A 19,715-nucleotide genomic window follows, 5' to 3' on the forward strand; every position below is an offset into this window, starting at 1 on the left:
GAGTCCTCCTCGCTGCGGTCGTCATCCACGCCCGCCTCAGTTAAGAGACACGCTCTAGACCTCGGCCCGGGGTGGTAGTCGTTGCCGGGCGCCGGCGTCCGGGTCGGGCGACGGCGTGATCCGACGACGACAGGACGACGATGCGAAGAGCGCACAGTGACCGAACCGGCACCTCAGCCCGGGGCGCGAGGCGTCGATGAGCTCCCTCGAGGTGGACGCGGCCGCATTGCCGCGCAACGGATCCTCGCCGCACCCGGCCGTGGCCCGCACGGCCGCGGTCGACGAGCTCAAGGCGAGCCTGAAGGAGCTTGTGCGCACCCTGCTCCGCGCGTCCGTCGGCATCGCACTGGAGAAGGTCGAGGGCCTGGCGGGCTCCCTCGACGCGATGGCGGCCTCCGGAGGACTCGTCATGGGCGGCGTGCTCGGCGGGGTACGGGCGGGCCTCTCGGGCGGCAACCCCATCTGGGGGGCGATCAAGGGCGCCGTCGGCGCGCTGAGCCCCGCGGTCCGGGTCGGGCTGGTGCTCGCACTCGTGCTCGCCCTCGTGTTGTTGCCGGTCACCGTGGTGTTGTTGCTGCTGGCATTGATCGTTCTGATCGTGGTGGCTGCGGCGAAGGCGGGAAGCTGAGCACGTTCGGCTGTTCGGCGGTTGCCCCGGAAATGCGATCGTGCGATTCGAGGGGTCGCCCGTGGACGATCCCCGCGACGTGCGGCGCGGGGAACCGTCGTCTGCGGCAGGCGGTCCACACCGGACCGGGTGGCGAGGAGTCGCCGTTCGCCCAGCTCAGCCGGCATGGAGCCCGCATCTCGTTCGGCCCAGTGGACGCTCCGCCGTTCCGGCGACGCCTCCCTCGTTCGGGCAGGCGACGGTGCAGGTCCGTCGGGGCGAGTCTGGCCCAGTCGATTCATGGTCATTTCGCGAAATGGACCGTCGAGGTGGTCCGAATGGCGCAAAAATGGCGGATATCGTCTGCCAGGGTGTGCGCCGAGATCGTGACGGGTAGATGGTGACGACCGGCCCGGCGTGGCGCCTGATCATTTTCGGAAGCGATCTCCGAATGGGCGTGCGCGGCGCGGACGGGTGACCACATGAGGAGGCACGATGAAATGCGGCGCACGGGTGGCCCTCGGAGTGGCCGGCGGCTACTTCCTGGGGCGTACCAAGAAGATGAAGCTCGCCCTGATGCTCGGCGGGATGGCCGCGGGGCGTCGTGCGGGTGGGCCGGGTGAGCTCCTGGCCCAGGGGCAGAAGCTGCTCAACAGCTCTCCGGAGCTCTCCGCGCTCTCGGACCAGGTCCGGGGACGGCTGCTGGACGCCGGCAAGGGTGCCGTGATGGCGGTGGCGGCGCGCCAGGTCTCGTCGCTCACCGACAAGGTGGGCAAGCGGGTCGAGTCGCTCGGTGACCTCGGCGGAGGAGCGGCGGGCGGCGCGAAGAAGGCCGCGGGCGGGCTGCGGGACACCGTCGACCAGCGTGACGGCGATGCCGACGAGGACGAGGAGGCCGGCCCGGTCGACGAGACCGAGGAGGTCTCCGACGAGGAGGCGGAGCCCGAGTCCGCCGACGAGGGCGAGGCACCCGAGGAGGCGTCCGACGAGACGCAGGACGCCGAGCCCGAGGAGCAGGCTCCTCCGCGACGGCGGACGGCCAAGGCGCGCGAGGGCGGGGGCTCCGGGACCGCGCGCCGGAGCGCGGCCGCCGGTACCCGCACGGCCCGCAGCACGACGTCGAGGGCGGGCTCGGGTGGCGCGAAGGCTGCGCGCGGCGGGGCGAAGGCCGCCTCGGGCACCGCGACGAAGGCCGCGTCCGGAGCCACGAAGGCGGCTGCCGGGCGCAAGGGCGGACGGCGGAGGTCCGAGGATGCCTGAGTCGACGAGCAAGCTCAGCGACGCACTGCCCTCGGATGCACTCAAGGACGCCGGCCAGAAGCTGCTGACGATGTTGGTGCAGCGTGCCGCCGAGGCGGCGACCGATCGCGTCTCCGGTCTGACCGAGCGGCTGACCGATGTCAGCGAGACCGGCAGCGGACTGAAGTCGGCGATCAGGGGATCGGACGACTCGGGCGACGACTCCGACGATCCCGATCGCGATCCGGACGACGACTCGGAGGACTCCGACTCCGGCGGCGGATTCTTCTCGGGGATCAAGGACAAGGTCACGGGCCTCTTCGGCGGCGGATCGGACTCCGAATCCGGCGGCGGGGGAGGCAAGGGCGGCAAGAAGCTCAAGGTCACCCAGATCGTCGAGGATCTCGACGTCGGTCTCCCGCTGCGGACCTGCTACGACCTCTGGACCCAGTTCGGCGATTTCCCCAGCTTCATGAAGAAGGTCGAGAGCGTCGATCAGATCTCCGACGAGAAGACCACGTGGAAGGCGCAGATCTTCCTGTCCCACCGCGAGTGGGAGGCCACGATCATGGAGCAGGTCCCGGACTCCCACATCGTGTGGAAGTCCAAGGGGGCCAAGGGACACGTCGACGGCGCGGTCAGCTTCACCGAGCTGGGCCCGAACGCCACGAAGGTGCTGCTGGTCCTGGAGTACTTCCCCCAGGGGCTGTTCGAGCGGACCGGCAACATCTGGCGGGCCCAGGGCAGGCGGGCGCGGCTGGAGTTCAAGCACTTCCGTCGGCACGCGATGGCGACGGTCCTCCTGCACCCGGACGACGTCGAGGGCTGGCGCGGCGAGATCCACGAGGGCGAGGTCACCCGGACCCACGAGGAGGCGCTCGAGGAGGAGGAGCGCGAGCGCGCCGAGGAGGGCGCCGAGGACGAGGGCGCCGAGGAGGGCGCCGAGACGGAGGGTGCCGAGGCCGACGACTCCGAGACCGACGACTCCGAGACCGACGAGTACGACGAGGCCGAGGACGCCGACGCGGAGTCGGACGACGAGCTCGCGGACGAGGCGGACGAGGCGGACGAGGCGGACGAGGCGGAGGAGTCCTACGAGGAGGCGGACGAGGACGAGGCCGAGGACGACGAGCCCGTCGACGAGTACGACGACGAGTCCGAGGACGAGTCCGAGGACGCCGACGAGGAGCCCGCGGCCGAGGACGTCGCGGACGAGGAGCCGGTCGACGAGGAGCCGGAGGAGGAGCCCAAGCCGCGCAGGCGCAGGTCCGCCCGGCGCGAGCCGGCGGCGGCCGGCGGAAGGAGCCGATGAGCGATGACGATGGCGACGCAGACCCAGGGCGGGGGCGGTGGGTACGTCGATCGCGGCTCGGGTGGCGGCGGCGGTAGTGGCCTCGCCGACGTCGTCGAGCTGATCCTGGACAAGGGTCTGGTGATCGACGTGTTCGTGCGGGTGTCGCTGGTCGGCATCGAGATCCTGACCATCGACGCCCGGATCGTGGTGGCCAGCGTGGACACGTTCCTGCGGTTCGCCGAGGCCACCAACCGGCTCGATCTCTACGGGAAGGGCAAGGGCGGCAAGGACATCACCGAGCTCACCCAGGGGATCATGGAGGGCGGGGCCAAGGGCAAGACCAGCGGCGCGCTCGACGCCGCCGTCGACAAGGTCGGCGAGCTGCTCGGAGGCAACTCCGACGAGGAGCGCGAGGAGGCGCCGCGGCGGCGGCCGCGGCAGCGGACCCGGGAGCGTGAGGCGTGAGCGCCACGTACGTCTACGGACTCGTCTCGGCCGACGCCGAGCTGCCGGAGGACCTGACGGGCCTCGGCCCCTCGGGCAAGGTCACCACCGTCGTGCACGAGGCGGTGGCGGCGATCGTCGGCGACGTGCCGACCGATCGCCCGCTGGGCACCCGGGACGACCTCCTCGCCCATGAGTCGGTCGTCGACACGGTCGCGGCCACGACGACCGTCCTGCCGATGCGGTTCCCCGCCGTCGTCGAGGAGGAGGGGGTCGTCGAGGAGCTGTTGGCGCCGCACCAGGACCGGTTCCTGCGGGCCCTCGAGCAGCTCGAAGGCAAGATCCAGTACACCCTCAAGGGCACCTACGAGCAGGACGTCCTGATCCGCGAGATCGTGGAGGAGGACTCCGGGATCCGCGAGCTGCACGAGCGGATCCGGGAGCTGCCGGAGGATGCCGCCTACTACGACCGGGTGGAGCTGGGCGAGCGGATCGTCAAGGCGTTCGAACAGCGGCGGGACGTCGACGCGGCGGACATCCTCGAGCGGATCGGGGACTACGCGGTGGACGTCTCGGCGACCACCCCGGCCCAACCGGAGGACGTCGTCAGTGCGGCGTTCCTCGTCGACCGGGAGGCGGCGGAGGAGTTCGAGGACGCGGTGGAGGAGCTGGGTGCGGACACCCACGAGTGGCTCCGCCTCCGGCTGCTCGGGCCGTTGGCACCCTACGACTTCATCCCCCAGGAGAGATGACCGGACGGAGTGAGACCCATGGGGCTCGTGTCAGGCCTGATCGGCCTGCCGCTCGCACCGATGCGCGGCGTGCTCTGGCTCGCCGAGCAGATCCAGGCCCAGGCCGAGGAGCAGTACTACGACCCGGCGCGGATCCGGGTCGAGCTCGACCGCGTCGACGAGGCGCGGCGCAGCGGTGAGCTCTCCGAGGAGGAGTGCACGGCGCGCGAGAACGACCTGCTCCAACGCCTGATGGTCCGCCGGGGCTGAGTGGGCGACGTGGCGGAGGACGAGGACCGCCGGCCCGTACGCAAGCGGCGACCGGAGCGGGAGGACGACTCCCGTTCCGGCGCCCGGTCGGCGCGACCACGCAGGCGGGCCGAGAAGGCCGCAGGCTCGAAGGAGAGGGCGGCCGCCGAGCCGGACGACACCGACGGCGAGATCGACGACGACGCCGACATCGACGCCGACAACACGGACGACGGCACGGACGTCGAGCCGGAGCCGGACGACGAGGTGGACGACCAGGTGGACGACGAGGTGGACGACCGCGCGAGCGGTCGCGTCGGTCCGCGCTCCGCGGCCCGGCGCAACGGCGCCGCCCGCGGGCGGAGGAGCCGCGTGCTGCCGGTCGACGCCGCACGACGCGCCGCGGAGCAGATCGTCGCGCTGACCGGGCGCGAGCTGGAGAGCGTCGTGTCCATCGAGGGTCGCGACGACGGCTGGCTGATCGGGATCGAGGTGGTGGAGACCCGCCGGATCCCGGACTCGGCGGACATCCTGGCCCTGTTCGAGGTCCAGGTGAACGACGACGGCGACCTGACCGGGTACCGCCGCGCAGGCCGCTACGGCCGCGGACAGCTGCACAAGGGAGGACGATGACGGCCGGAGGCATCCCGGTACCGGGCAGGGCGAGCCGCCCGCCGGAGCCGCACCGACAGGAGTCGACCAACCTCGCCGACATCCTGGAGCGGGTGCTGGACAAGGGGATCGTGATCGCCGGGGACATCCGGGTGAACGTGCTCGACATCGAGCTGCTCACGATCAAGATCAGGTTGCTGGTGGCCTCGGTCGACAAGGCCAGGGAGATGGGCATCGACTGGTGGGAACACGACCCCAGCCTCAGCTCCGGGAAGGGCGACCTCGCCGAGGAGAACCGCGAGCTCCGCGCGCGGATCGAGGCGCTCGAGGCGGGGGGTGTCGTCGGGATCGACGGCTCGGACGAGGCGGAGCCCGCGGACGAGCCGGACGAGGAACCCGTCGCGCAGCCTGCCCGGCGCACCGCCGCACGTCGGGGTGAGGGGAGGCGGCGATGAGCCCCGACGAGCTGGTCTGGCTCTACGCGGTCCGGCTCGCAGGCGCGGAGGGGGCGCCTGCGGGTCCGGGTGTCGACGGGGAGGCGCCCCGGCTGGTCGCCGAGGCGGAGCTGGCCGCCGTCGTCGGAACGGTGGCGGCCGGTCGGTTCGACGAGGCCGGGATGGCCGCCGCGATGGAGGATCTCGGGCGGCTGGAGCAGCTCGCCCGCGCCCACCACGACGTGGTGGTGCGTGCCGCCGCGGAGGTCCCCGTCGCACCGGTGAGGCTGGCGACCCTGTACCGGGACGACGACGCCGTCCGTCGGTTGCTGCGCGAGCGGGCCGAGGAGTTCGCCGCGTTGCTGCGGCGAGTCGGCGGGCACCGGGAGTGGGGGGTGAAGGTCTACGCCCTGCCGCAGGAGGAGCGGGAGCCCGCGGCCGCCCCCGCGGCGTCGACGGACCGCCCGGGGACGGCGTACCTGTTCCGACGGCGGGCCGAGCGGGATCGCGGCGCCCGCAGCCGTGAGCAGGCTCGCGACGCCGCCGAGCGGCTGCACACCACTCTCGCCGGACGCTCCTCGGCCGCTCATCGGTATCCGATGCAGGACGCCAGGCTCAGCGGGCGGACCGAGGAGATGGTGCTCAACGCCGGCTACCTCGTGGCGGACGGACGCGAGGCGGAGTTCCGCGACGCGGTGGACGCCGCCGACGACGGCCGGGTCCGGGTGGAGCTGACCGGGCCGTGGCCCGCGTTCTCCTTCACCACGTGGGAGGAGCCGTGACCGCCGCGCGCCCCGACGACGAGCTGGCCCTGGTGGACCTGCTCGACCGGCTGCTCGCGGGTGGGGTGATGATCACCGGGGACGTGACGATCTCGCTGGCGGACGTGGATCTCGTCCACGTCTCCCTGCGGGCGCTGATCAGCTCGGTGCACACGCTGACGGGTGGGTCGGATGGCTGAGCTGCCGCGGCGCATCGAGTCGCAGCCCGACACCGTCGCCGAGGATCTCGGGAGGCTGGTGCTGACGATCATCGAGCTGCTGCGCCAGCTGATGGAGCGCCAGGCGCTGCGCCGGGTCGAGGCGGGCGACCTCCCCGAGGAGACCGTGGAACGCCTGGGGATGGGGCTGATGCGCCTCGAGGAGGCGATGGTCGAGCTCCGGGAGCACTTCGGTCTCGAGCCCGGGGACCTCAACATCGATCTCGGCCCACTCGGCAACCTGCTGGGACCCGAAGCGGGTACCTGAGCCGCCCCACCGGTCACACTCCGCCGCCCAGCGCAGATGGCTCTCGACGACCTCGCTGTGGCGGCGTCGCGAGCCGACGGCGGAGGCAGGAGAAGGTCCCGGTGGGGAGCTCAGCGGCGGCCGGTGCCCGTGCGGGCGGCGATGTCGACCAGGTCGCGGGCGGGGCCTGCAGGCGGGCGGCCGCGGGGCCAGACGGCGGTGAGGCGGCGTTCCAGGGTGAGGCCGCGGACGGGGACCGCGACCAGCGTGCCGCCCGCCAGCTCCCCGCTCACGGACAGCGAGCTGAGGACGGCCGGGGCGATGCCGTCCGCGGCCGCGTACTTGATCGCGGTGGTGGAGCCCAGCTCGAGGACGGGGGCGGCGAGCGGACCCGTGTCGGCGAGGGCCTGTTCGAGGTGGTCCCGGGTGCCCGAGCCGCTCTCCCGGGAGATCAGCGGGGTGGCCGCGAGCCGAGCGGGGGTGACACCGCGAGTTCGCGCCCACGGGTGGTCGGGGGCGACGACGACGGTGAGCCGGTCCCGGGCGACGAGCTGCTCGTCGAGATCGGGTGAGTGTCGCGGCCCTTCGACGAACCCCAGGTCGGCGCGGTCGGCGAGCACGTCCGCCCGCACCAGGGCGGAATTGTGCGGCGCTGATGACGGTCGGGGCGGGCGCGGTCCGGTTCGACGTCTCGCTCGCCGCCGGCTGGGTGCTCTGGGGGCTGGGAACCGTCCTCGGGCTGGTCACGGCGGTCTGGATCCCCTACATGATGATCGTCCACCACCGCGACGCGCAGCCGTCCGGCGGCTGGCTGATGCCCGTCGTGCCGCCGATGGTGTCCGCGGCCAACGGTGCGCTCCTGGTTCCGCACGCCCCGGCCGTCGCACAGTCGGCGATGCTGGTGGCCTGCTACGCGATGTTCGGGATCAGCCTGTTCGCGACGCTGGCGATCCTGCCGCAGATCTGGAACCGGCTCGTCGTGCACGGGCCCGGGCCCGCCGCGACGGTACCGACGATGTGGATCGTGCTCGGTCCGCTCGGCCAGTCGGTGACCGCCGCCGGGCTGCTCGGCGACCGTGCGGGCGCGCTGCCGGAGCCCTTCGCGTCGGGTGCGCGGGTGTTCGGGCTGCTCTACGGTGTCCCGACCTGGGGCTTCGCCATGCTGTGGCTGGCACTGGCCGCCGCGGTGACGGCGAGGACCGCGCGCCGGGGACTGCCCTTCTCGCTGACCTGGTGGAGCTTCACCTTCCCCGTCGGCACCTGTGTGACCGGCACGAGCGTGCTGTTCGCGCACACCGGTCTCGGGGCGTTCGGCCTGGTCGCGATGGTCCTCTACGCCCTGCTCGCCGCCGCATGGGCGGTCGTCGCCGTCCGCACGGTGCGGTGGATCCTCAGCCCGCCCGCCGCGCCACTCAGCCGCCGTTGGACGGGCGACGCCAGGGGCCGGTGATCGCGAAGACGTGGCCGGGGGTCTGGATGCCCGCGAACAGCAGCCTGCCGTCGGCGCTGAAGGTGGGGCCCGCGAACTCGTTGCCGTTGAGGTCGTTGCGCGCCAGTGCGTACGACTTCCCCTGGTCGGTCACGCCGACGAGGTGCTGCACCCCCTCGCCGTCCTCGGACACGATCACCCCACCGTAGGGCGAGACGGTGATGTTGTCCGGGCCGTCGAAGTTCGTGCCGTCCTCGTCGGGGGTCCGGTTCACCGTGAAGATCGTCTTCAGGGTGATCCGCTCCTTGCCCGGCTCGTAGAACCAGATCTGCCCGTCGTGTTCGTGGACACTGCCGTCCGCCGCGCGGGCGTAGCTGGCCACGATGTACGCGCCGCCGTCCGCCCACCACGCGCCCTCGAACTTGCGGCTGCGGGTGACCCGGTCGTCGGTGAACTGCTTGCGCGTCGAGGTCGTCGCGGCCAGCCGGTCCGGCACCTCGACCCAGTCGACCTTGTACTGCGTCCCGGGTGAGGTGGCCTCGGACAGGTCGCGAACGTGGGTGCCGCCGCGGCTGCAGCGCATGGCCTGCAACGCGCCGGCCGTCGGGCCGCTGGTCTCGGCGAGGCGCTTGAGGTTCCACTTGCCCGCCGTGAACTCCTTCGGCGGGGTCCAGCGGTAGAGCAGGCCGTGCGGGTCGTTGGCGTCCTCGGTCAGGTAGACGGCGGACGTCCTCGGGTCGACGGCGACGGCCTCGTGGGCGAAGCGGCCGAGGAAGGTGAGCGGGACCGGGCTGTTGCCCGGGTTCTCCGGGCCGACGGGGCTGACCTCGAACACGAAGCCGTGGTCCTTGGTGAGGACCGCGGCGCCGATCGCCTTGCCCGCCCGGTCCTCGGTCTCCTCGCAGGTCAGCCAGGTACCCCACGGCGTGACGCCGCCTGCGCAGTTGTTGTGGGTGCCCGCGACGCTGACGTACTCGCCCAGCCGGTCCCCGGTCGGACCCACCTCGATGTTCGTGGTGCCGCCGAGGGCCGCGTCGTCGTAGGTGAGCCCGGGTCGGTGGGGGACGCCGAACGGTTCGTCGCCGCCGATCTCGTGGTTGTTCACCAGGACCGTCCGGTCCCCGGTGGAGAACGCGGCGGTGCCGTCGGTGTCGCTGGGGGTGGGCTCGCCGCCGTCGGTCAGCCGGGTGACACCGGCCTCGGCGACGACCGTGTAGGAGAACCCCTCGGGCAGCGACAGGAGCGTGCGCGGGTCGGCGACGAGCGGTCCGTACCCGGCCGCGGCGCGGGTGGGGGCGCCGAACGCCGGACGGCCCGCGATGGCGTCGATGCTGCCGAACAGGGCGATACCCAGGCCGACCACGCCGGAGTTGCGCAGCATCGTGCGCCGGTCCAGTCCCGGCGGAGTGGGGTCGGTGGCGTGGTGGGAAGCGTCGGAAGTGGCCATGGATCCCTCGTTCGGGTGACAACGGTCGATCGGAGCTAAGTGCGCAGAACTGACCGGACCGGGGGCGTCGGGTGAACACCAGTGGTCCCGCCGCCGAACGCTCCTCGTCGCGGTCGGGGATCCCCCCGCCGCCCGCGCCGTCTCACCGTCCTCCGACCCTCCCCACGCCCGGTGCTCACCGTGCGGCGGCAGACTGGCGGGGCGGCCCTACGATCGGGGCGCGGGCGACGACCGGGATGGGGGATCCGTGGGGGCACAGCGGGTCCTGGTGGTCGACGACGACCGCGCCATCAGGGACGCCCTGGGGCGGGCGCTGGAGCTGGAGGGGTACGCCGTCGAGCTGCTCGGCGACGGGGTGGAGGCGCTCGCCCGGCTGCGCCGCTCGGCGTTCGACGTCCTGGTCCTGGACGTGATGATGCCCGGCATCGACGGACTCGGGGTCGTGCGGGTGCTGCGCGCGGACGGCGACCGGACCCCCGTCCTCATGCTCACCGCGCGCATCGAGACCTCGGACCGGGTCGCGGGGCTCGACGCGGGCGCGGACGACTACCTGCCCAAGCCCTTCGAGCTCGACGAGCTGCTGGCCCGGCTCCGCGCGCTGCTGCGCCGCGCGGCACCCGAGCCGGAGCAGCCCGACCGCGACCCGGTGCTGCGGGTCGGCGGCCTGCGGGTCGACCCGCTGGCCCGCCGGGCCTGGTGGACGGACACCGAGCTGGAGCTGTCGAAGACCGAGTTCGACCTGCTCGAGCTGCTGGTGCGCAACGCCGGGATCGTGCTGGACCACTCCACCGTCTACGCGCGGATCTGGGGCTACGACTTCGGGGCGGAGTCGAAGAACCTCGCGGTCTACATCGGCTACCTGCGGCGCAAGCTCACCGCCGCGGGCGCCCCGGCGCTGATCCACACGCTCCGCGGGGTCGGGTACACGGTGCGCGAGCCGTGACCCTGCGGACCCGGTTCGCCTGCACGCTCGCGCTCGTCGCGCTGCTCGTCGCCACCGCCGTCGGGCTGCTGTCCTACGCCGCGGCGAGCTCCCGGATCTACGACGAGATCGACCAGTCGCTGCGGACACTCTCCGCCGCCGTCGCCGCGGGGCAGACCCAGGTGCTGGCGGTCGTCCCCACTGACGGGCCGGACGACACCGACGGGCCCGGCGGCGGCCCGCGGCGCGGCACCGGGCTGGTCGCCCAGACCGTCGCGGCGGACGGCACCGTGACCCGCGTCGGCGGCCGACCGGTCGCGCTGCCGGTGGGGCCCGCGGAGCTCGCGCTGGCCGCGTCGGGCCGGGAGGGGGCGACGGCGACCACGCAGGTGCAGCTCGGCCGCACCACCTTCCGGGTGCTCGCCACCGCGCTCCCGACGGGCGACGTGCTGCAGGTCGGCACGGACGTGGACGCCACGGTCCGGGTGCTGGCCGGGATGGCCCGCCAGATCGCCCTGACCGGGGTCGCGGTCGTCCTCGCCGCGGCCGCGGCCGGATGGCTCGTCGCCCAGCGGGTGACGCGGCGGCTCGTGCGGCTCACCGGGCTCGCCGAGGAGGTGAGCGCGAGCGGGTCCCTGCACGGCGAGGTCCCGGTCGAGGGCCGGGACGAGGTCGGCCGGTTGGCGGGCTCCTTCCGCACGATGCTCGACCGGCTCGCCCGCGCCAGGGAGGCCCAGAACCGGCTGGTCGAGGACGCCGCGCACGAGCTGCGCACCCCACTGACCAGCCTGCGTACCAACGCGTCCGTGCTGCGCCGGATCGCGGAGCTGTCGCCTGCGGCTCGCGACCGGCTGGTCGACGACGTGCAGAGCGAGACCCGCGAGCTGAGCCACCTCGTCGAGGAGCTGGTCGAGCTGGCGCTGGCCGAGCGGCCCGACGAGCCGGAGGACACCGTCGACCTGCTCGCGGTGGCCCGGGAGGCCGCCGCGCGGGTGCATCGGCGCACCGGCCGTGAGACCCGCGTCGAGGGTCGCCCCACCCCGGTGTGGGGCAGGCGCGGCGGGCTGGACCGGGCGGTGGGCAACATGGTGGAGAACGCCGCGAAGTTCGACGCGGCGGGCACCGAGCCGGTCGAGGTGCGCGTGGGTCCCGAGGGCGTGACCGTCGCCGACCGCGGGCCGGGGATCGCCGAGGCGGACCTCGAGAAGGTGTTCGACCGCTTCCACCGGGCCGACACCGCCCGGGGGCTGCCGGGGTCCGGCCTCGGGCTGTCGATCGTCCGGGACGTCGCGGCGACCCACGGCGGCACGGTGTTCGCCCGCACCCGCGAGGGTGGGGGCGCCGAGGTCGGGTTCACCGTCGGGTCGGACAGACTCTTACCCGGTTCCGAACCCGACTGAGCCGCGGCCTCACCCGGCCGCCGGAGGGTGGGGACGTCCCCGACGCCGTCCTCCCGGAGCCGACCATGCCCCCCACCACGACCAGCGCCCGCACGGGGCGGAACGGATGAGCGTGACCCTCGACCGCCCGCTGCGCGCGGCCCCCGCGGGCCGCGCCGCCACCGTCGACTCCCGGATCCGCTACGGGGCCACGGCGCTCGTCGGCGCCGGGCTGGTCGCGGTCACCGCGCAGTGGCTCGCCGGGCACGGCCTGCAGGACCTCGGCGGCTGGGCGAGCGGGCTGACCTCGCTCGGCCGCTGGACCGGTCTGGTCGCGTCGTTCCTGCTGCTGGTCCAGGTGCTGCTGATGGCGCGGATCCCGCCCGTCGAGCGTGCGGTCGGCCAGGACCGGCTCGCCCGGGTGCACCGCTGGGTCGGGTTCGCCTCGTTCACCCTGATGCTGGCCCACATCGGCCTGACGACCTGGGGCTACGCCGCGGGCAGCCTGGCCGCGGTGCCGGGGATGTTCTGGGAGCTGACCGTCGACTACCCGGGCATGCTGCTCGCCCTGGGCGGGACGCTGTGCCTGGTCCTGGTGGTCCTCACCAGCGTGCGTGCCGCGCGCAGCAGGCTGCGGCACGAGTCCTGGCACCTGCTGCACCTCTACGCCTACCTCGGCGTCGCCCTCGCGCTGCCCCACCAGCTGTGGACCGGCACGGAGTTCGTGTCCTCCGGTCCGGCGACCGCGTTCTGGTGGGGGTTGTGGGCCGCGGCGGCGGGCGCCGTGCTCGTCTGGCGGGTCGGGCTGCCGGTGGTGCGGTCGCTGCGCCACGACCTGCGGGTCGCCGCCGTGGTGCCGGAGGACTGCGGCGACCCGGATGTGGTCTCGGTGTACCTCACCGGTCGCAGGCTGGACCGGTTCCCCGCGACCGCGGGCCAGTTCTGCACCTTCCGCTTCCTGGCCGGGTCCGGCTGGTCGCGGGCCCATCCCTACTCGCTGTCCGCGGCCCCGGGTCCGCACGGACTGCGGATCACCGTCAAGGCGCTCGGCGACGGCAGCGCGGCCGTAGCGGCGCTGCCCCCGGGCACCCGCGCGCTGGTGGAGGGCCCCTACGGCAGGCTGACCGCCCGCCCGCGGACCCGCCGCCGGATCGTGCTGATCGGGGCGGGCGTCGGGATCACGCCGCTGCGGGCACTGGCCGAGGGCCTCGACTACGCACCCGGTGAGGCCGTCGTGCTCCAGCGCACCACCGGCAGGCCGCTGTTCGGTGCCGAGTTCGCCCGGCTCGCCGAGCTCCGCGGGCTGCGGGTGCTGACGTTGCCCGGCCGCCGTCGCGCCCCCGACTCGTGGATCGGCGAGGGGGCGGGGCCCGCCGACGACACCACCCTGCTGCGGCACTGGGTCCCGGACGTCGCCGAGCGCGACGTCTACCTCTGCGGGCCCGAGGCCTGGACGGCGTCGGTCGTCCGGTCGCTGCGGTCCGCGGGCGTCCCGGACTCCCGCATCCATCTCGAACACTTCGGCTGGTGACGGGATGAGACGCATCGTCACCTGGCTGCTGGCCACCGTCGCCGTGGTGGTCCTGCTGTTCGGCTACAAGACCTCCACCGGCAGCGCGGCGGCGCCCGCCACGTCCGTCGCGGCGCCTGCCGCGGGGTCGCAGGCGCGCAGCGCGTCGAACGGTTCCTTCACCGGCGAGTCGACCTCCACGGAGTGGGGGGACGTCCAGGTCGTGATCACCGTCGCGGGCGGGCGGATCACCGACGTGCAGGTGCCCGTGTACCCGGATGGCAACCGCAGGGACCAGCAGATCAACGCCCGCGCCCTGCCCGTGCTGACCCGGGAGACCCTCGCCGCGCAGAGCGCCGACATCGACATGGTCAGCGGCGCGACCGTCACCTCCGAGGGCTACCTGGGGTCCCTGCAGAGCGCCCTCGACCAGGCGGGCCTCGCGTGACGGCGACCGTCGCCGGCCCGCGCCCGGCCCGGTACGTCGAGCAGATCATGGGGATGCCGGTCAGCCTCGCCCTGCGCGGCTCCCACACCGACGACGACCTCGCCCGCGTCGCCTGGCGGCGGGTGTGCGCGAGCCTGCGCTCCGCCGACCGGGTCTTCAGCACCTACCGCCGGGACTCGGCGGTCTCCCGGCTGGACCGCGGCGAGCTCGCGCTCGCGGACTGTCCGCCGGAGGTGGGGGAGGTGCTCGCCCTCGGCGAGGCCGCCCGGCGGGACTCGGGCGGGGCGTTCGACGTCCGCCGCCGTGGCGGGCTCGACCCGTCCGGCGTGGTGAAGGGCTGGGCGGTGGAGCGGGCCGCCGCCGCCCTCGCGGCCCTGCCCGACACGGACTTCTGCCTGTCGGCGGGCGGCGACCTGACCTGCCGCACGCTCCACCCGCACGACCCGCCGTGGCGGATCGGGGTGGAGGACCCGCACGACCCCGGCGGGCTCGTGGCGGTCGTGCCGATCCACACCGGCGCCGTCGCGACCTCCGGCACCGCCCGCCGCGGCCCCCACGTCGTGGACGCCCGGACCGGGCTCGCGCCCGTCGGGCTCGCGTCGGTGACGGTCGTCGGCGACTCGCTGACGGCCGTCGACATCGCCGCCACCGCGGCGTTCGCCCTCGGCGCGGCCGCCGCCGGGATCTGGCTGGCGGACCGCGGCCACCGCGGACTGCTGGTGGACACCGACGGGACCCTGCGCCCCGTCGGACCCGAGAAGAAAGGACGGACGACATGACCACGACCGACTCCGACGCCCGACGGCTGCGCTGCTCCGACCGGGAGCGCGAGCAGGTCGCCTCCGCCGTGCACGAGGCGGCGGGTGCGGACAGGCTCACCCTCGACGAGGTGGGCGTGCTCGGCGGCGCGGCACTCGCCCTCCGCGGCCTGCTGGTCGTCGACGGTCCGCGCCCCGGACCCGGCCCGTTCGGCGGCCCGGGGTTCCGCGGTCGCTGAGGCTCCGGCGCGGACAGGGGCGAAGGACTCACCGCCCGGAGCCGAGCGTCCTCCGCAGGCCGGGACCGATGCCGCCGGCGCCGCCCGCCCCGTCGCCCGAGCCTCGGACGAGGCCGAGCGAGGGAGCAGACCATGACGACGGGAACCGAGTCGGGGGCGCGGGTCGGGTTGCGGCGCAGCCTGGTCCGGGACGTGATGTCGACCGCGGTGGTGTCGGTGGAGCCGGAGACCACGATCGACGAGGTGATCCGGACGCTGACCGGGCACGCCGTCCGGGCGGTGCCGGTGGTGCGGGGCTCGCGCCTGCTGGGGGTCGTGTCGGAGGCGGACCTGATGCGGGGCGCCGAGCACACCGACGTCACGGGCAGGCGGCACGACCGCGCGGCGGACCGGCCCACCACCGCGGGTGCGGCGATGAGCTACCCGCCCATCACGATCCGCCCGGACGCGACGGTCGCCGAGGCCGCCCGCCGGATGCGGCGTCGGCACCTGGGCTGGCTCCCGGTGACCGAGTTCCGCGACGGGGTGGAGCACCTCGTCGGGGTGCTCGGGCGCCGGGACGTGCTCAGCGTCTTCCTCCGGGACGACGCGGAGATCCGCGCCGAGATCGTCGAGGTGGTCCTGCCGCACCTCGCCGGTGCGGACGCGGCCCGGGTGCGGGTGGCGGTCGAGGACGGGGTGGTGACCCTGGACGGGCAGGTGTCGCGCCGCGGTCAGGCCGTGGCCGTCGTCGCCCTGATCTCGCGGCTGGAGGGTGTCGTCGGGGTGCGGGACGAGCTGACGTTCGACCGGGACGAGCGGGTCACCGACTCGATCGCCGGGCCGTTCTACTGATCACGGACCCCGGACGGGAGGCCGCTCGGCCGGTGGTCCGCGGGCCCTCCGGCCCGTGTCCGGGGCACCGTCGCGGTCCTAGCGTCGCAGGGGTGGACGACCCCGCGCACGTGAGCTCGCCCGAGCCCGGACCGCGGCCCGGACCCGGGCGCAGCCTGACCGTGGACCTCGGCGGGGACCTGCACTACGTCGACTTCGGCGGCCCGGCAGGGCGCCCGGCCCTGGTGTTGGTGCACGGCCTCGGCGGGTCGCACCTGAACTGGGACCTGGTCGCGCCCGCACTGGCCCGGCGGTACCGGGTGCTCGCCGTCGATCTGCCCGGGTTCGGGCTCACGGCCCCGGGCACCCGGCTCACGACGGTGCCGGAGAACGTCCGGTTGCTCGAACGCTTCTCCGACACCGTGGTCGGGGGCCCGGCCGTCGTCGTCGGCAACTCGATGGGGGGCATGATCGGCATCCTGATGGCCGACCGGTCGCCCCAGCGGGTGACCGGCCTGGTGCTCGTGGACCCGGCGCTGCCGCCCGTGCCGGCGCTGCCGCGCGGCGAGGCCGCGGTCCTGCTGCACCTGCTCCCCGGCCTGGGCGAGTACCTGACGGCGGCGCGGCGGCGGCGGATCGGGCCCCGGGCCACCGTCGTCGGGATGCTGCGGCTGTGCGGGGTCGACCCCGCCACGGTGCCCACGGAGCTCCTCGACCGGTCCGTGGCGCTGGTGGCCCGCAGGCGCGACGTCGCCGGGGTCGACCGGGCCTTCCTCACCGCCGCCCGCTCGCTGGCCTGGGTACTGGTGCGGGCGGGGGAGTACCGGGCCGCCATGGCGGCGGTCCGGGTGCCGGTCCTGCTGCTGCACGGCGACCGGGACCTGCTCGTGCCGGTCGCGGCGGCCCGGGCGGCGGCCGCCCGCAACCCGGCCTGGACCTACCGCGAGCTGGCGGGCGTCGGGCACGTGCCCCAGCTGCAGGTGCCGGAGGTCTTCACCACCGAGGTGCTCGGCTGGCTCGCCGATCACGAGCCCGGGACGGAAGGCGGCCGCGCCGGGAGTCCTTCGGCACTGTGAGCCCACCGGGGCCGGGGCGACCGTGGGGTGATGGACACCAGGATCCCGATGCCCGCGGACGACGCGGTGTGGCTGCGGCTGGACCGTCCGGAGAACGTGCTGTCGGTCGTCTCGGTCATGTGGACCGCGACGCCGGTGGATCCGGCGGGTCTGCGGACGGTCGTCGTCGAGCGGATGGTGAAGCGGCATCCGGTGTTCCGCTGCCGCCCGGTGCTGCGGCCCTGGCCGCTGCCCTCGGAATGGGAGCCCGACCCCGACTTCGCGGTGCACCGGCACCTGCGCGTCGAGGAGCGGCCGCACAGCGAGACCGCGCTGCAGGCGCTGGTCGGCAGCCTGCGCTCCGCGGAGTTCGACCGCCACCACCCGCTGTGGCGGGTCCTGCTGGTCCCGTACGACTCGGGGAGCGCGGTGATCCTCCAGGTCCACCACTCCGTCGCCGACGGCATCCGGCTGACCCAGCTGATGGTCGACCTGCTCGACCCGCTGGACGACGGCGGCACCGCTCCCGCGGGCACCCACCTGGCCGACGGACCCAGCGTCCGTGACCTGCTCGACCCGCGGCGCGCGGTGCGGACCGCGGGCGATCTCGCGTTGACCGCCGTGCGCAGCCTGGCCGCGGTCGGCGAGCTCGTGACGTGGTCCAACCCGCACACCGCGTGGAGCGGCCCGGTCGGCCACGGGAAGAACGCGGCGTGGGGCGAGCCGCTGTCGCTGGCCGCGCTCACCGAGCTGGCCCACCACCACCGCGCGACGGTCAACGAGCTGCTCTCCGCGCTGCTCGGCGGCGCGGTCCGGCGGGTGCTCGACCACCGCGGCGGCAGCCCGGAGGACCTGGCCTGGATGGTGCCGGTCAACCTGGCGCCCTACGACCCGACCCTGCCGACCCGGCTGGGCAACCACTTCTCCCTGGTCCTCGCGGTGCTGCCGCTGCAGGGGGACCTCGCGCACCGGATCGCCGTCGTCCGCGACCGGACGGCGTGGGTCCGCGGCTCGTGGGAGCCGTGGGTCACCGCGGCCACGCAGAGGTTCGTCGGGTCGGCCCCGGCGGTCCTCGGCGGGCCGGTGGCCCGGTTCTTCGCCGACAAGGCGGTGGGGGTGTTCACCAACGTGCCCGGCCCGCCCACTCCGATGAGCCTGGCCGGGGCACTGGTGCTCGGCAGCGTCGGCTGGGCGCCGTGCAGCGGCGACCAGGCCGTCACCGCCTGTGTCTTCAGCTACGCCGGGCAGCTGTTCATCGGCTTCGGCACGGACGGCCGCCTCGTCGGCGACGCCGCCGTGCTGGTCCGCGCCTTCGCGGCCGAGGCGGCCGAGGCGCTCGTCACCGTCTGACACACGTCGAGGAGGACGTCATGGGACTGAACCTGGCGACCATGTTGCGCGAGTCCGCGCGCACCCATCCCCATCGCGTCGCGCTGCGGCTCGACGACGCCGTGCTCGGCTACGCCGACCTGGACGCCGCCGCGGACCGGTTCGCCGCCGGTCTGCGGCGCCACGGCATCCGCCCCGGCGACGCCGTCGCGCTCCAGCTGCCGAACGTCCCGCAGTTCGCGATCGCCCACTTCGGCATCCTCAAAGCCGGCGCGGTCGTGGTGCCGGTCAACGTGCTGCTCAAGGCGCGCGAGGTCGCCTACGTGCTCTCCGACTCCGGCGCCCGCACGCTCGTGACCTGGGGCGGGGTGGCCGCGGAGGCCGCGAAGGGCGCCGCCGACGCCGGGGTGACCGACCTCGTGGTGCTCGGCGACCCGGGTGACGTCGCGGCGCTGCCGTTCGACGCCCTGCTGGCCCACGACGACGGCCCGATCCTCGAACCGCGCGATCCCGGGGACGTCGCGGTCATCGTCTACACCGCGGGGACGACCGGCACGCCCAAGGGTGCGGAGCTCACCCACTTCCAGCTGTTCATGAACGCCGACACCCCCGGCAGGCTGTTCGGCATCCGCGACGACGACATCGTCCTCGTCGCGTTGCCGCTGTTCCACGTCTACGCACTGTCCAGCCAGCTGCACCTGTGCGTCCGGTTCGCCGCCACGATGACGCTGATGCCGCGCTTCGACGCGGGCCGGGCGCTCGAGGTGATCGAGCGGGACAGGGTCACGGTGTTCGAGGGCGTGCCCACGATGTACGTCGCCCTGTTGGAGCACCCCGACCGGGAGCGCCGGGACACCTCGTCGCTGCGCGTGGCGATCTCCGGCGGCGCGCCCCGATCCCGGCCGAGGTGCTCGACTCCTTCGAGCGCGAGTTCGGCGTGGTGATCCTGGAGGGCTACGGGCTGTCCGAGACCGCGTCCACCACCACCTTCAACACCGGGCCCGAGGACCGCCGCGTCTACAGCGTCGGCAAGCCGATCTACGGCGTCGAGGTGCAGGTCCACGATGAGGCGGGTCGCGAGCTGCCCGCCGGCCGCGACCACGTCGGCGAGGTCGTGATCCGCGGGGTGAACCTGATGCGCGGGTACCGCGGGCGGCCGGAGGCGACCGCCGAGGCCTTCGCGGGCGGCTGGTTCCACACCGGCGACCTGGGCTACGTCGACTCGGACGGGTTCCTGTTCATCGTCGACCGGAAGAAGGACCTGATCATCCGCGGCGGCTACAACGTCTACCCGCGCGAGGTCGAGGACGTGCTCTACACCCATCCCGCGATCCGCGAGGCCGCCGTGATCGGCGTGCCGGACGCGCGGATGGGGCAGGAGGTGAAGGCGGTCGTCGCGCTGCGGGCCGGGCGGACCGCGACCGAGACGGAGATCATCTCCTACGTCCGGGAGCGGCTGGCGTCCTACAAGTACCCGCGGTCGGTCGAGTTCCGGGACGCGCTGCCCAAGGGCGCGGCCGACAAGATCCTGAAGCGTGCGCTGTGAGCCC

Annotated in this window: 25 protein-coding genes; 23 read left to right on the plus strand and 2 right to left on the minus strand. The window is 74.0% G+C overall.

Features of this window, described 5'->3' with window-relative positions:
- Nucleotides 1–196 precede the first annotated feature (196 nt).
- The 11 genes from ABD993_RS15725 to ABD993_RS15775 all read left to right on the plus strand — a co-directional run bounded on the left by ABD993_RS15725 (nt 197) and on the right by ABD993_RS15775 (nt 6,857).
- Nucleotides 197–628 carry a hypothetical protein gene (locus ABD993_RS15725; protein ID WP_345418127.1) on the plus strand — a complete coding sequence of 144 codons (432 nt, stop codon included), beginning with the start codon at nt 197–199 and terminating at the stop codon, nt 626–628.
- A 474-nt stretch (nt 629–1,102) separates the two neighbouring features.
- Complete coding sequence (locus ABD993_RS15730; protein WP_345418130.1) at nt 1,103–1,867, plus strand: hypothetical protein; 765 nt, start codon at nt 1,103–1,105, stop codon at nt 1,865–1,867.
- Entirely contained in the window at nt 1,860–3,158 is a 1,299-nt protein-coding gene (locus ABD993_RS15735; protein WP_345418133.1) for an SRPBCC family protein, read from the plus strand. Before ABD993_RS15730 ends, ABD993_RS15735 begins: the two co-directional genes overlap by 8 nt.
- Nucleotides 3,159–3,161: 3 nt before the next feature.
- A complete protein-coding gene (gvpJ, locus tag ABD993_RS15740; protein WP_345418135.1) occupies nt 3,162–3,605 on the plus strand; it encodes a gas vesicle protein GvpJ in 444 nt (147 codons plus the stop codon).
- The gene (locus ABD993_RS15745; RefSeq protein WP_345418137.1) at nt 3,602–4,336 is read left to right on the plus strand and encodes a GvpL/GvpF family gas vesicle protein; all 735 of its coding nucleotides are present in this window, start codon (nt 3,602–3,604) and stop codon (nt 4,334–4,336) included. The genes gvpJ and ABD993_RS15745 overlap by 4 nt, the downstream gene beginning before the upstream one ends.
- An 18-nt stretch (nt 4,337–4,354) precedes the next feature.
- The gene (locus tag ABD993_RS15750; protein ID WP_345418139.1) at nt 4,355–4,585 is read left to right on the plus strand and encodes a gas vesicle protein GvpG; all 231 of its coding nucleotides are present in this window, start codon (nt 4,355–4,357) and stop codon (nt 4,583–4,585) included.
- Entirely contained in the window at nt 4,586–5,197 is a 612-nt protein-coding gene (gene gvpO / locus ABD993_RS15755; RefSeq protein ID WP_345418141.1) for a gas vesicle protein GvpO, read from the plus strand.
- Nucleotides 5,194–5,631, plus strand: a complete 438-nt coding sequence (locus ABD993_RS15760; RefSeq protein WP_345418143.1) for a gas vesicle protein — start codon at nt 5,194–5,196, stop codon at nt 5,629–5,631. The genes gvpO and ABD993_RS15760 overlap by 4 nt, the downstream gene beginning before the upstream one ends.
- Nucleotides 5,628–6,392, plus strand: coding sequence for a GvpL/GvpF family gas vesicle protein (locus ABD993_RS15765; RefSeq protein WP_345418146.1), 765 nt, complete (start codon nt 5,628–5,630; stop codon nt 6,390–6,392). The genes ABD993_RS15760 and ABD993_RS15765 overlap by 4 nt, the downstream gene beginning before the upstream one ends.
- A complete protein-coding gene (locus ABD993_RS15770) occupies nt 6,353–6,571 on the plus strand; it encodes a gas vesicle protein (protein ID WP_425569016.1) in 219 nt (72 codons plus the stop codon). Before ABD993_RS15765 ends, ABD993_RS15770 begins: the two co-directional genes overlap by 40 nt.
- On the plus strand, nt 6,564–6,857 hold the full coding sequence (locus ABD993_RS15775; protein WP_345418151.1) for a gas vesicle protein K: 294 nt from the start codon (nt 6,564–6,566) through the stop codon (nt 6,855–6,857). Before ABD993_RS15770 ends, ABD993_RS15775 begins: the two co-directional genes overlap by 8 nt.
- Nucleotides 6,858–6,967: 110 nt before the next feature.
- On the opposite strand, the gene ABD993_RS15780 is transcribed toward ABD993_RS15775, so the two are convergent.
- Nucleotides 6,968–7,468, minus strand: coding sequence for a LysR substrate-binding domain-containing protein (locus tag ABD993_RS15780; protein WP_345418154.1), 501 nt, complete (start codon nt 7,466–7,468; stop codon nt 6,968–6,970).
- A 23-nt stretch (nt 7,469–7,491) separates the two neighbouring features.
- Here ABD993_RS15780 and ABD993_RS15785 point away from each other — a divergent pair, with 23 nt between their 5' ends.
- Nucleotides 7,492–8,286 carry an SLAC1 family transporter gene (locus ABD993_RS15785; protein ID WP_345418157.1) on the plus strand — a complete coding sequence of 265 codons (795 nt, stop codon included), beginning with the start codon at nt 7,492–7,494 and terminating at the stop codon, nt 8,284–8,286.
- On the opposite strand, the gene ABD993_RS15790 is transcribed toward ABD993_RS15785, so the two are convergent.
- A complete protein-coding gene (locus ABD993_RS15790) occupies nt 8,249–9,712 on the minus strand; it encodes an alkaline phosphatase PhoX (RefSeq protein ID WP_345418160.1) in 1,464 nt (487 codons plus the stop codon). The two genes, ABD993_RS15785 and ABD993_RS15790, sit on opposite strands and share 38 nt — an antisense overlap.
- A gap of 247 nt (nt 9,713–9,959) precedes the next feature.
- Between ABD993_RS15790 and ABD993_RS15795 the strand changes: the two genes are divergently transcribed.
- The 11 genes from ABD993_RS15795 (at nt 9,960) to ABD993_RS15845 (ending at nt 19,711) form a co-directional block, all read left to right on the plus strand.
- Nucleotides 9,960–10,655 (plus strand): response regulator transcription factor, encoded by a 696-nt coding sequence (locus tag ABD993_RS15795; protein WP_345418163.1) that lies wholly within the window; start codon nt 9,960–9,962, stop codon nt 10,653–10,655.
- On the plus strand, nt 10,652–12,034 hold the full coding sequence (locus ABD993_RS15800; protein ID WP_345418166.1) for an ATP-binding protein: 1,383 nt from the start codon (nt 10,652–10,654) through the stop codon (nt 12,032–12,034). Before ABD993_RS15795 ends, ABD993_RS15800 begins: the two co-directional genes overlap by 4 nt.
- Nucleotides 12,035–12,140: 106 nt before the next feature.
- Nucleotides 12,141–13,544, plus strand: coding sequence for a ferredoxin reductase family protein (locus ABD993_RS15805; protein ID WP_345418169.1), 1,404 nt, complete (start codon nt 12,141–12,143; stop codon nt 13,542–13,544).
- A 4-nt stretch (nt 13,545–13,548) separates the two neighbouring features.
- The gene (locus ABD993_RS15810; protein WP_345418172.1) at nt 13,549–13,971 is read left to right on the plus strand and encodes an FMN-binding protein; all 423 of its coding nucleotides are present in this window, start codon (nt 13,549–13,551) and stop codon (nt 13,969–13,971) included.
- Nucleotides 13,968–14,750 carry an FAD:protein FMN transferase gene (locus ABD993_RS15815; RefSeq protein WP_345418174.1) on the plus strand — a complete coding sequence of 261 codons (783 nt, stop codon included), beginning with the start codon at nt 13,968–13,970 and terminating at the stop codon, nt 14,748–14,750. Before ABD993_RS15810 ends, ABD993_RS15815 begins: the two co-directional genes overlap by 4 nt.
- The gene (locus ABD993_RS15820; protein ID WP_345418177.1) at nt 14,747–14,968 is read left to right on the plus strand and encodes a DUF1707 domain-containing protein; all 222 of its coding nucleotides are present in this window, start codon (nt 14,747–14,749) and stop codon (nt 14,966–14,968) included. The genes ABD993_RS15815 and ABD993_RS15820 overlap by 4 nt, the downstream gene beginning before the upstream one ends.
- Before the next feature lie 132 nt (nt 14,969–15,100).
- Nucleotides 15,101–15,802 (plus strand): CBS domain-containing protein, encoded by a 702-nt coding sequence (locus ABD993_RS15825; RefSeq protein WP_345418180.1) that lies wholly within the window; start codon nt 15,101–15,103, stop codon nt 15,800–15,802.
- A 92-nt stretch (nt 15,803–15,894) separates the two neighbouring features.
- A complete protein-coding gene (locus ABD993_RS15830) occupies nt 15,895–16,857 on the plus strand; it encodes an alpha/beta fold hydrolase (protein ID WP_345418183.1) in 963 nt (320 codons plus the stop codon).
- Between the two features lie 30 nt (nt 16,858–16,887).
- Nucleotides 16,888–18,186: a WS/DGAT domain-containing protein gene (locus ABD993_RS15835; RefSeq protein ID WP_345418187.1), complete on the plus strand. Its 1,299-nt coding sequence runs from the start codon at nt 16,888–16,890 to the stop codon at nt 18,184–18,186.
- 20 nt (nt 18,187–18,206) lie between these two features.
- Nucleotides 18,207–19,109 (plus strand): AMP-binding protein, encoded by a 903-nt coding sequence (locus tag ABD993_RS15840; RefSeq protein ID WP_345418190.1) that lies wholly within the window; start codon nt 18,207–18,209, stop codon nt 19,107–19,109.
- Nucleotides 19,073–19,711 carry an AMP-binding enzyme gene (locus ABD993_RS15845; RefSeq protein WP_345418193.1) on the plus strand — a complete coding sequence of 213 codons (639 nt, stop codon included), beginning with the start codon at nt 19,073–19,075 and terminating at the stop codon, nt 19,709–19,711. Before ABD993_RS15840 ends, ABD993_RS15845 begins: the two co-directional genes overlap by 37 nt.
- Nucleotides 19,712–19,715: the final 4 nt, after the last annotated feature.

The sequence above is a fragment of the Pseudonocardia xishanensis genome, assembly GCF_039541715.1.
In the GTDB taxonomy this organism is placed as follows: domain Bacteria; phylum Actinomycetota; class Actinomycetes; order Mycobacteriales; family Pseudonocardiaceae; genus Pseudonocardia; species Pseudonocardia xishanensis.

Bases quoted from the DNA above. Each gene is read 5' to 3' on its own strand.
- ABD993_RS15785 (WP_345418157.1), top strand. From the start codon at position 7,492: ATGACGGTCGGGGCGGGCGCGGTCCGGTTCGACGTCTCGCTCGCCGCC.
- ABD993_RS15810 (WP_345418172.1), top strand. From the start codon at position 13,549: ATGAGACGCATCGTCACCTGGCTGCTGGCCACCGTCGCCGTGGTGGTC.
- ABD993_RS15805 (WP_345418169.1), top strand. From the start codon at position 12,141: ATGAGCGTGACCCTCGACCGCCCGCTGCGCGCGGCCCCCGCGGGCCGC.
- ABD993_RS15820 (WP_345418177.1), top strand. From the start codon at position 14,747: ATGACCACGACCGACTCCGACGCCCGACGGCTGCGCTGCTCCGACCGG.
- ABD993_RS15735 (WP_345418133.1), top strand. From the start codon at position 1,860: ATGCCTGAGTCGACGAGCAAGCTCAGCGACGCACTGCCCTCGGATGCA.
- ABD993_RS15765 (WP_345418146.1), top strand. From the start codon at position 5,628: ATGAGCCCCGACGAGCTGGTCTGGCTCTACGCGGTCCGGCTCGCAGGC.
- ABD993_RS15775 (WP_345418151.1), top strand. From the start codon at position 6,564: ATGGCTGAGCTGCCGCGGCGCATCGAGTCGCAGCCCGACACCGTCGCC.
- ABD993_RS15750 (WP_345418139.1), top strand. From the start codon at position 4,355: ATGGGGCTCGTGTCAGGCCTGATCGGCCTGCCGCTCGCACCGATGCGC.
- ABD993_RS15835 (WP_345418187.1), top strand. From the start codon at position 16,888: ATGGACACCAGGATCCCGATGCCCGCGGACGACGCGGTGTGGCTGCGG.
- ABD993_RS15760 (WP_345418143.1), top strand. From the start codon at position 5,194: ATGACGGCCGGAGGCATCCCGGTACCGGGCAGGGCGAGCCGCCCGCCG.
- ABD993_RS15730 (WP_345418130.1), top strand. From the start codon at position 1,103: ATGAAATGCGGCGCACGGGTGGCCCTCGGAGTGGCCGGCGGCTACTTC.
- gvpJ (WP_345418135.1), top strand. From the start codon at position 3,162: ATGACGATGGCGACGCAGACCCAGGGCGGGGGCGGTGGGTACGTCGAT.
- ABD993_RS15790 (WP_345418160.1), bottom strand. From the start codon at position 9,712: ATGGCCACTTCCGACGCTTCCCACCACGCCACCGACCCCACTCCGCCG.
- ABD993_RS15825 (WP_345418180.1), top strand. From the start codon at position 15,101: ATGACGACGGGAACCGAGTCGGGGGCGCGGGTCGGGTTGCGGCGCAGC.
- ABD993_RS15840 (WP_345418190.1), top strand. From the start codon at position 18,207: ATGGGACTGAACCTGGCGACCATGTTGCGCGAGTCCGCGCGCACCCAT.
- ABD993_RS15725 (WP_345418127.1), top strand. From the start codon at position 197: ATGAGCTCCCTCGAGGTGGACGCGGCCGCATTGCCGCGCAACGGATCC.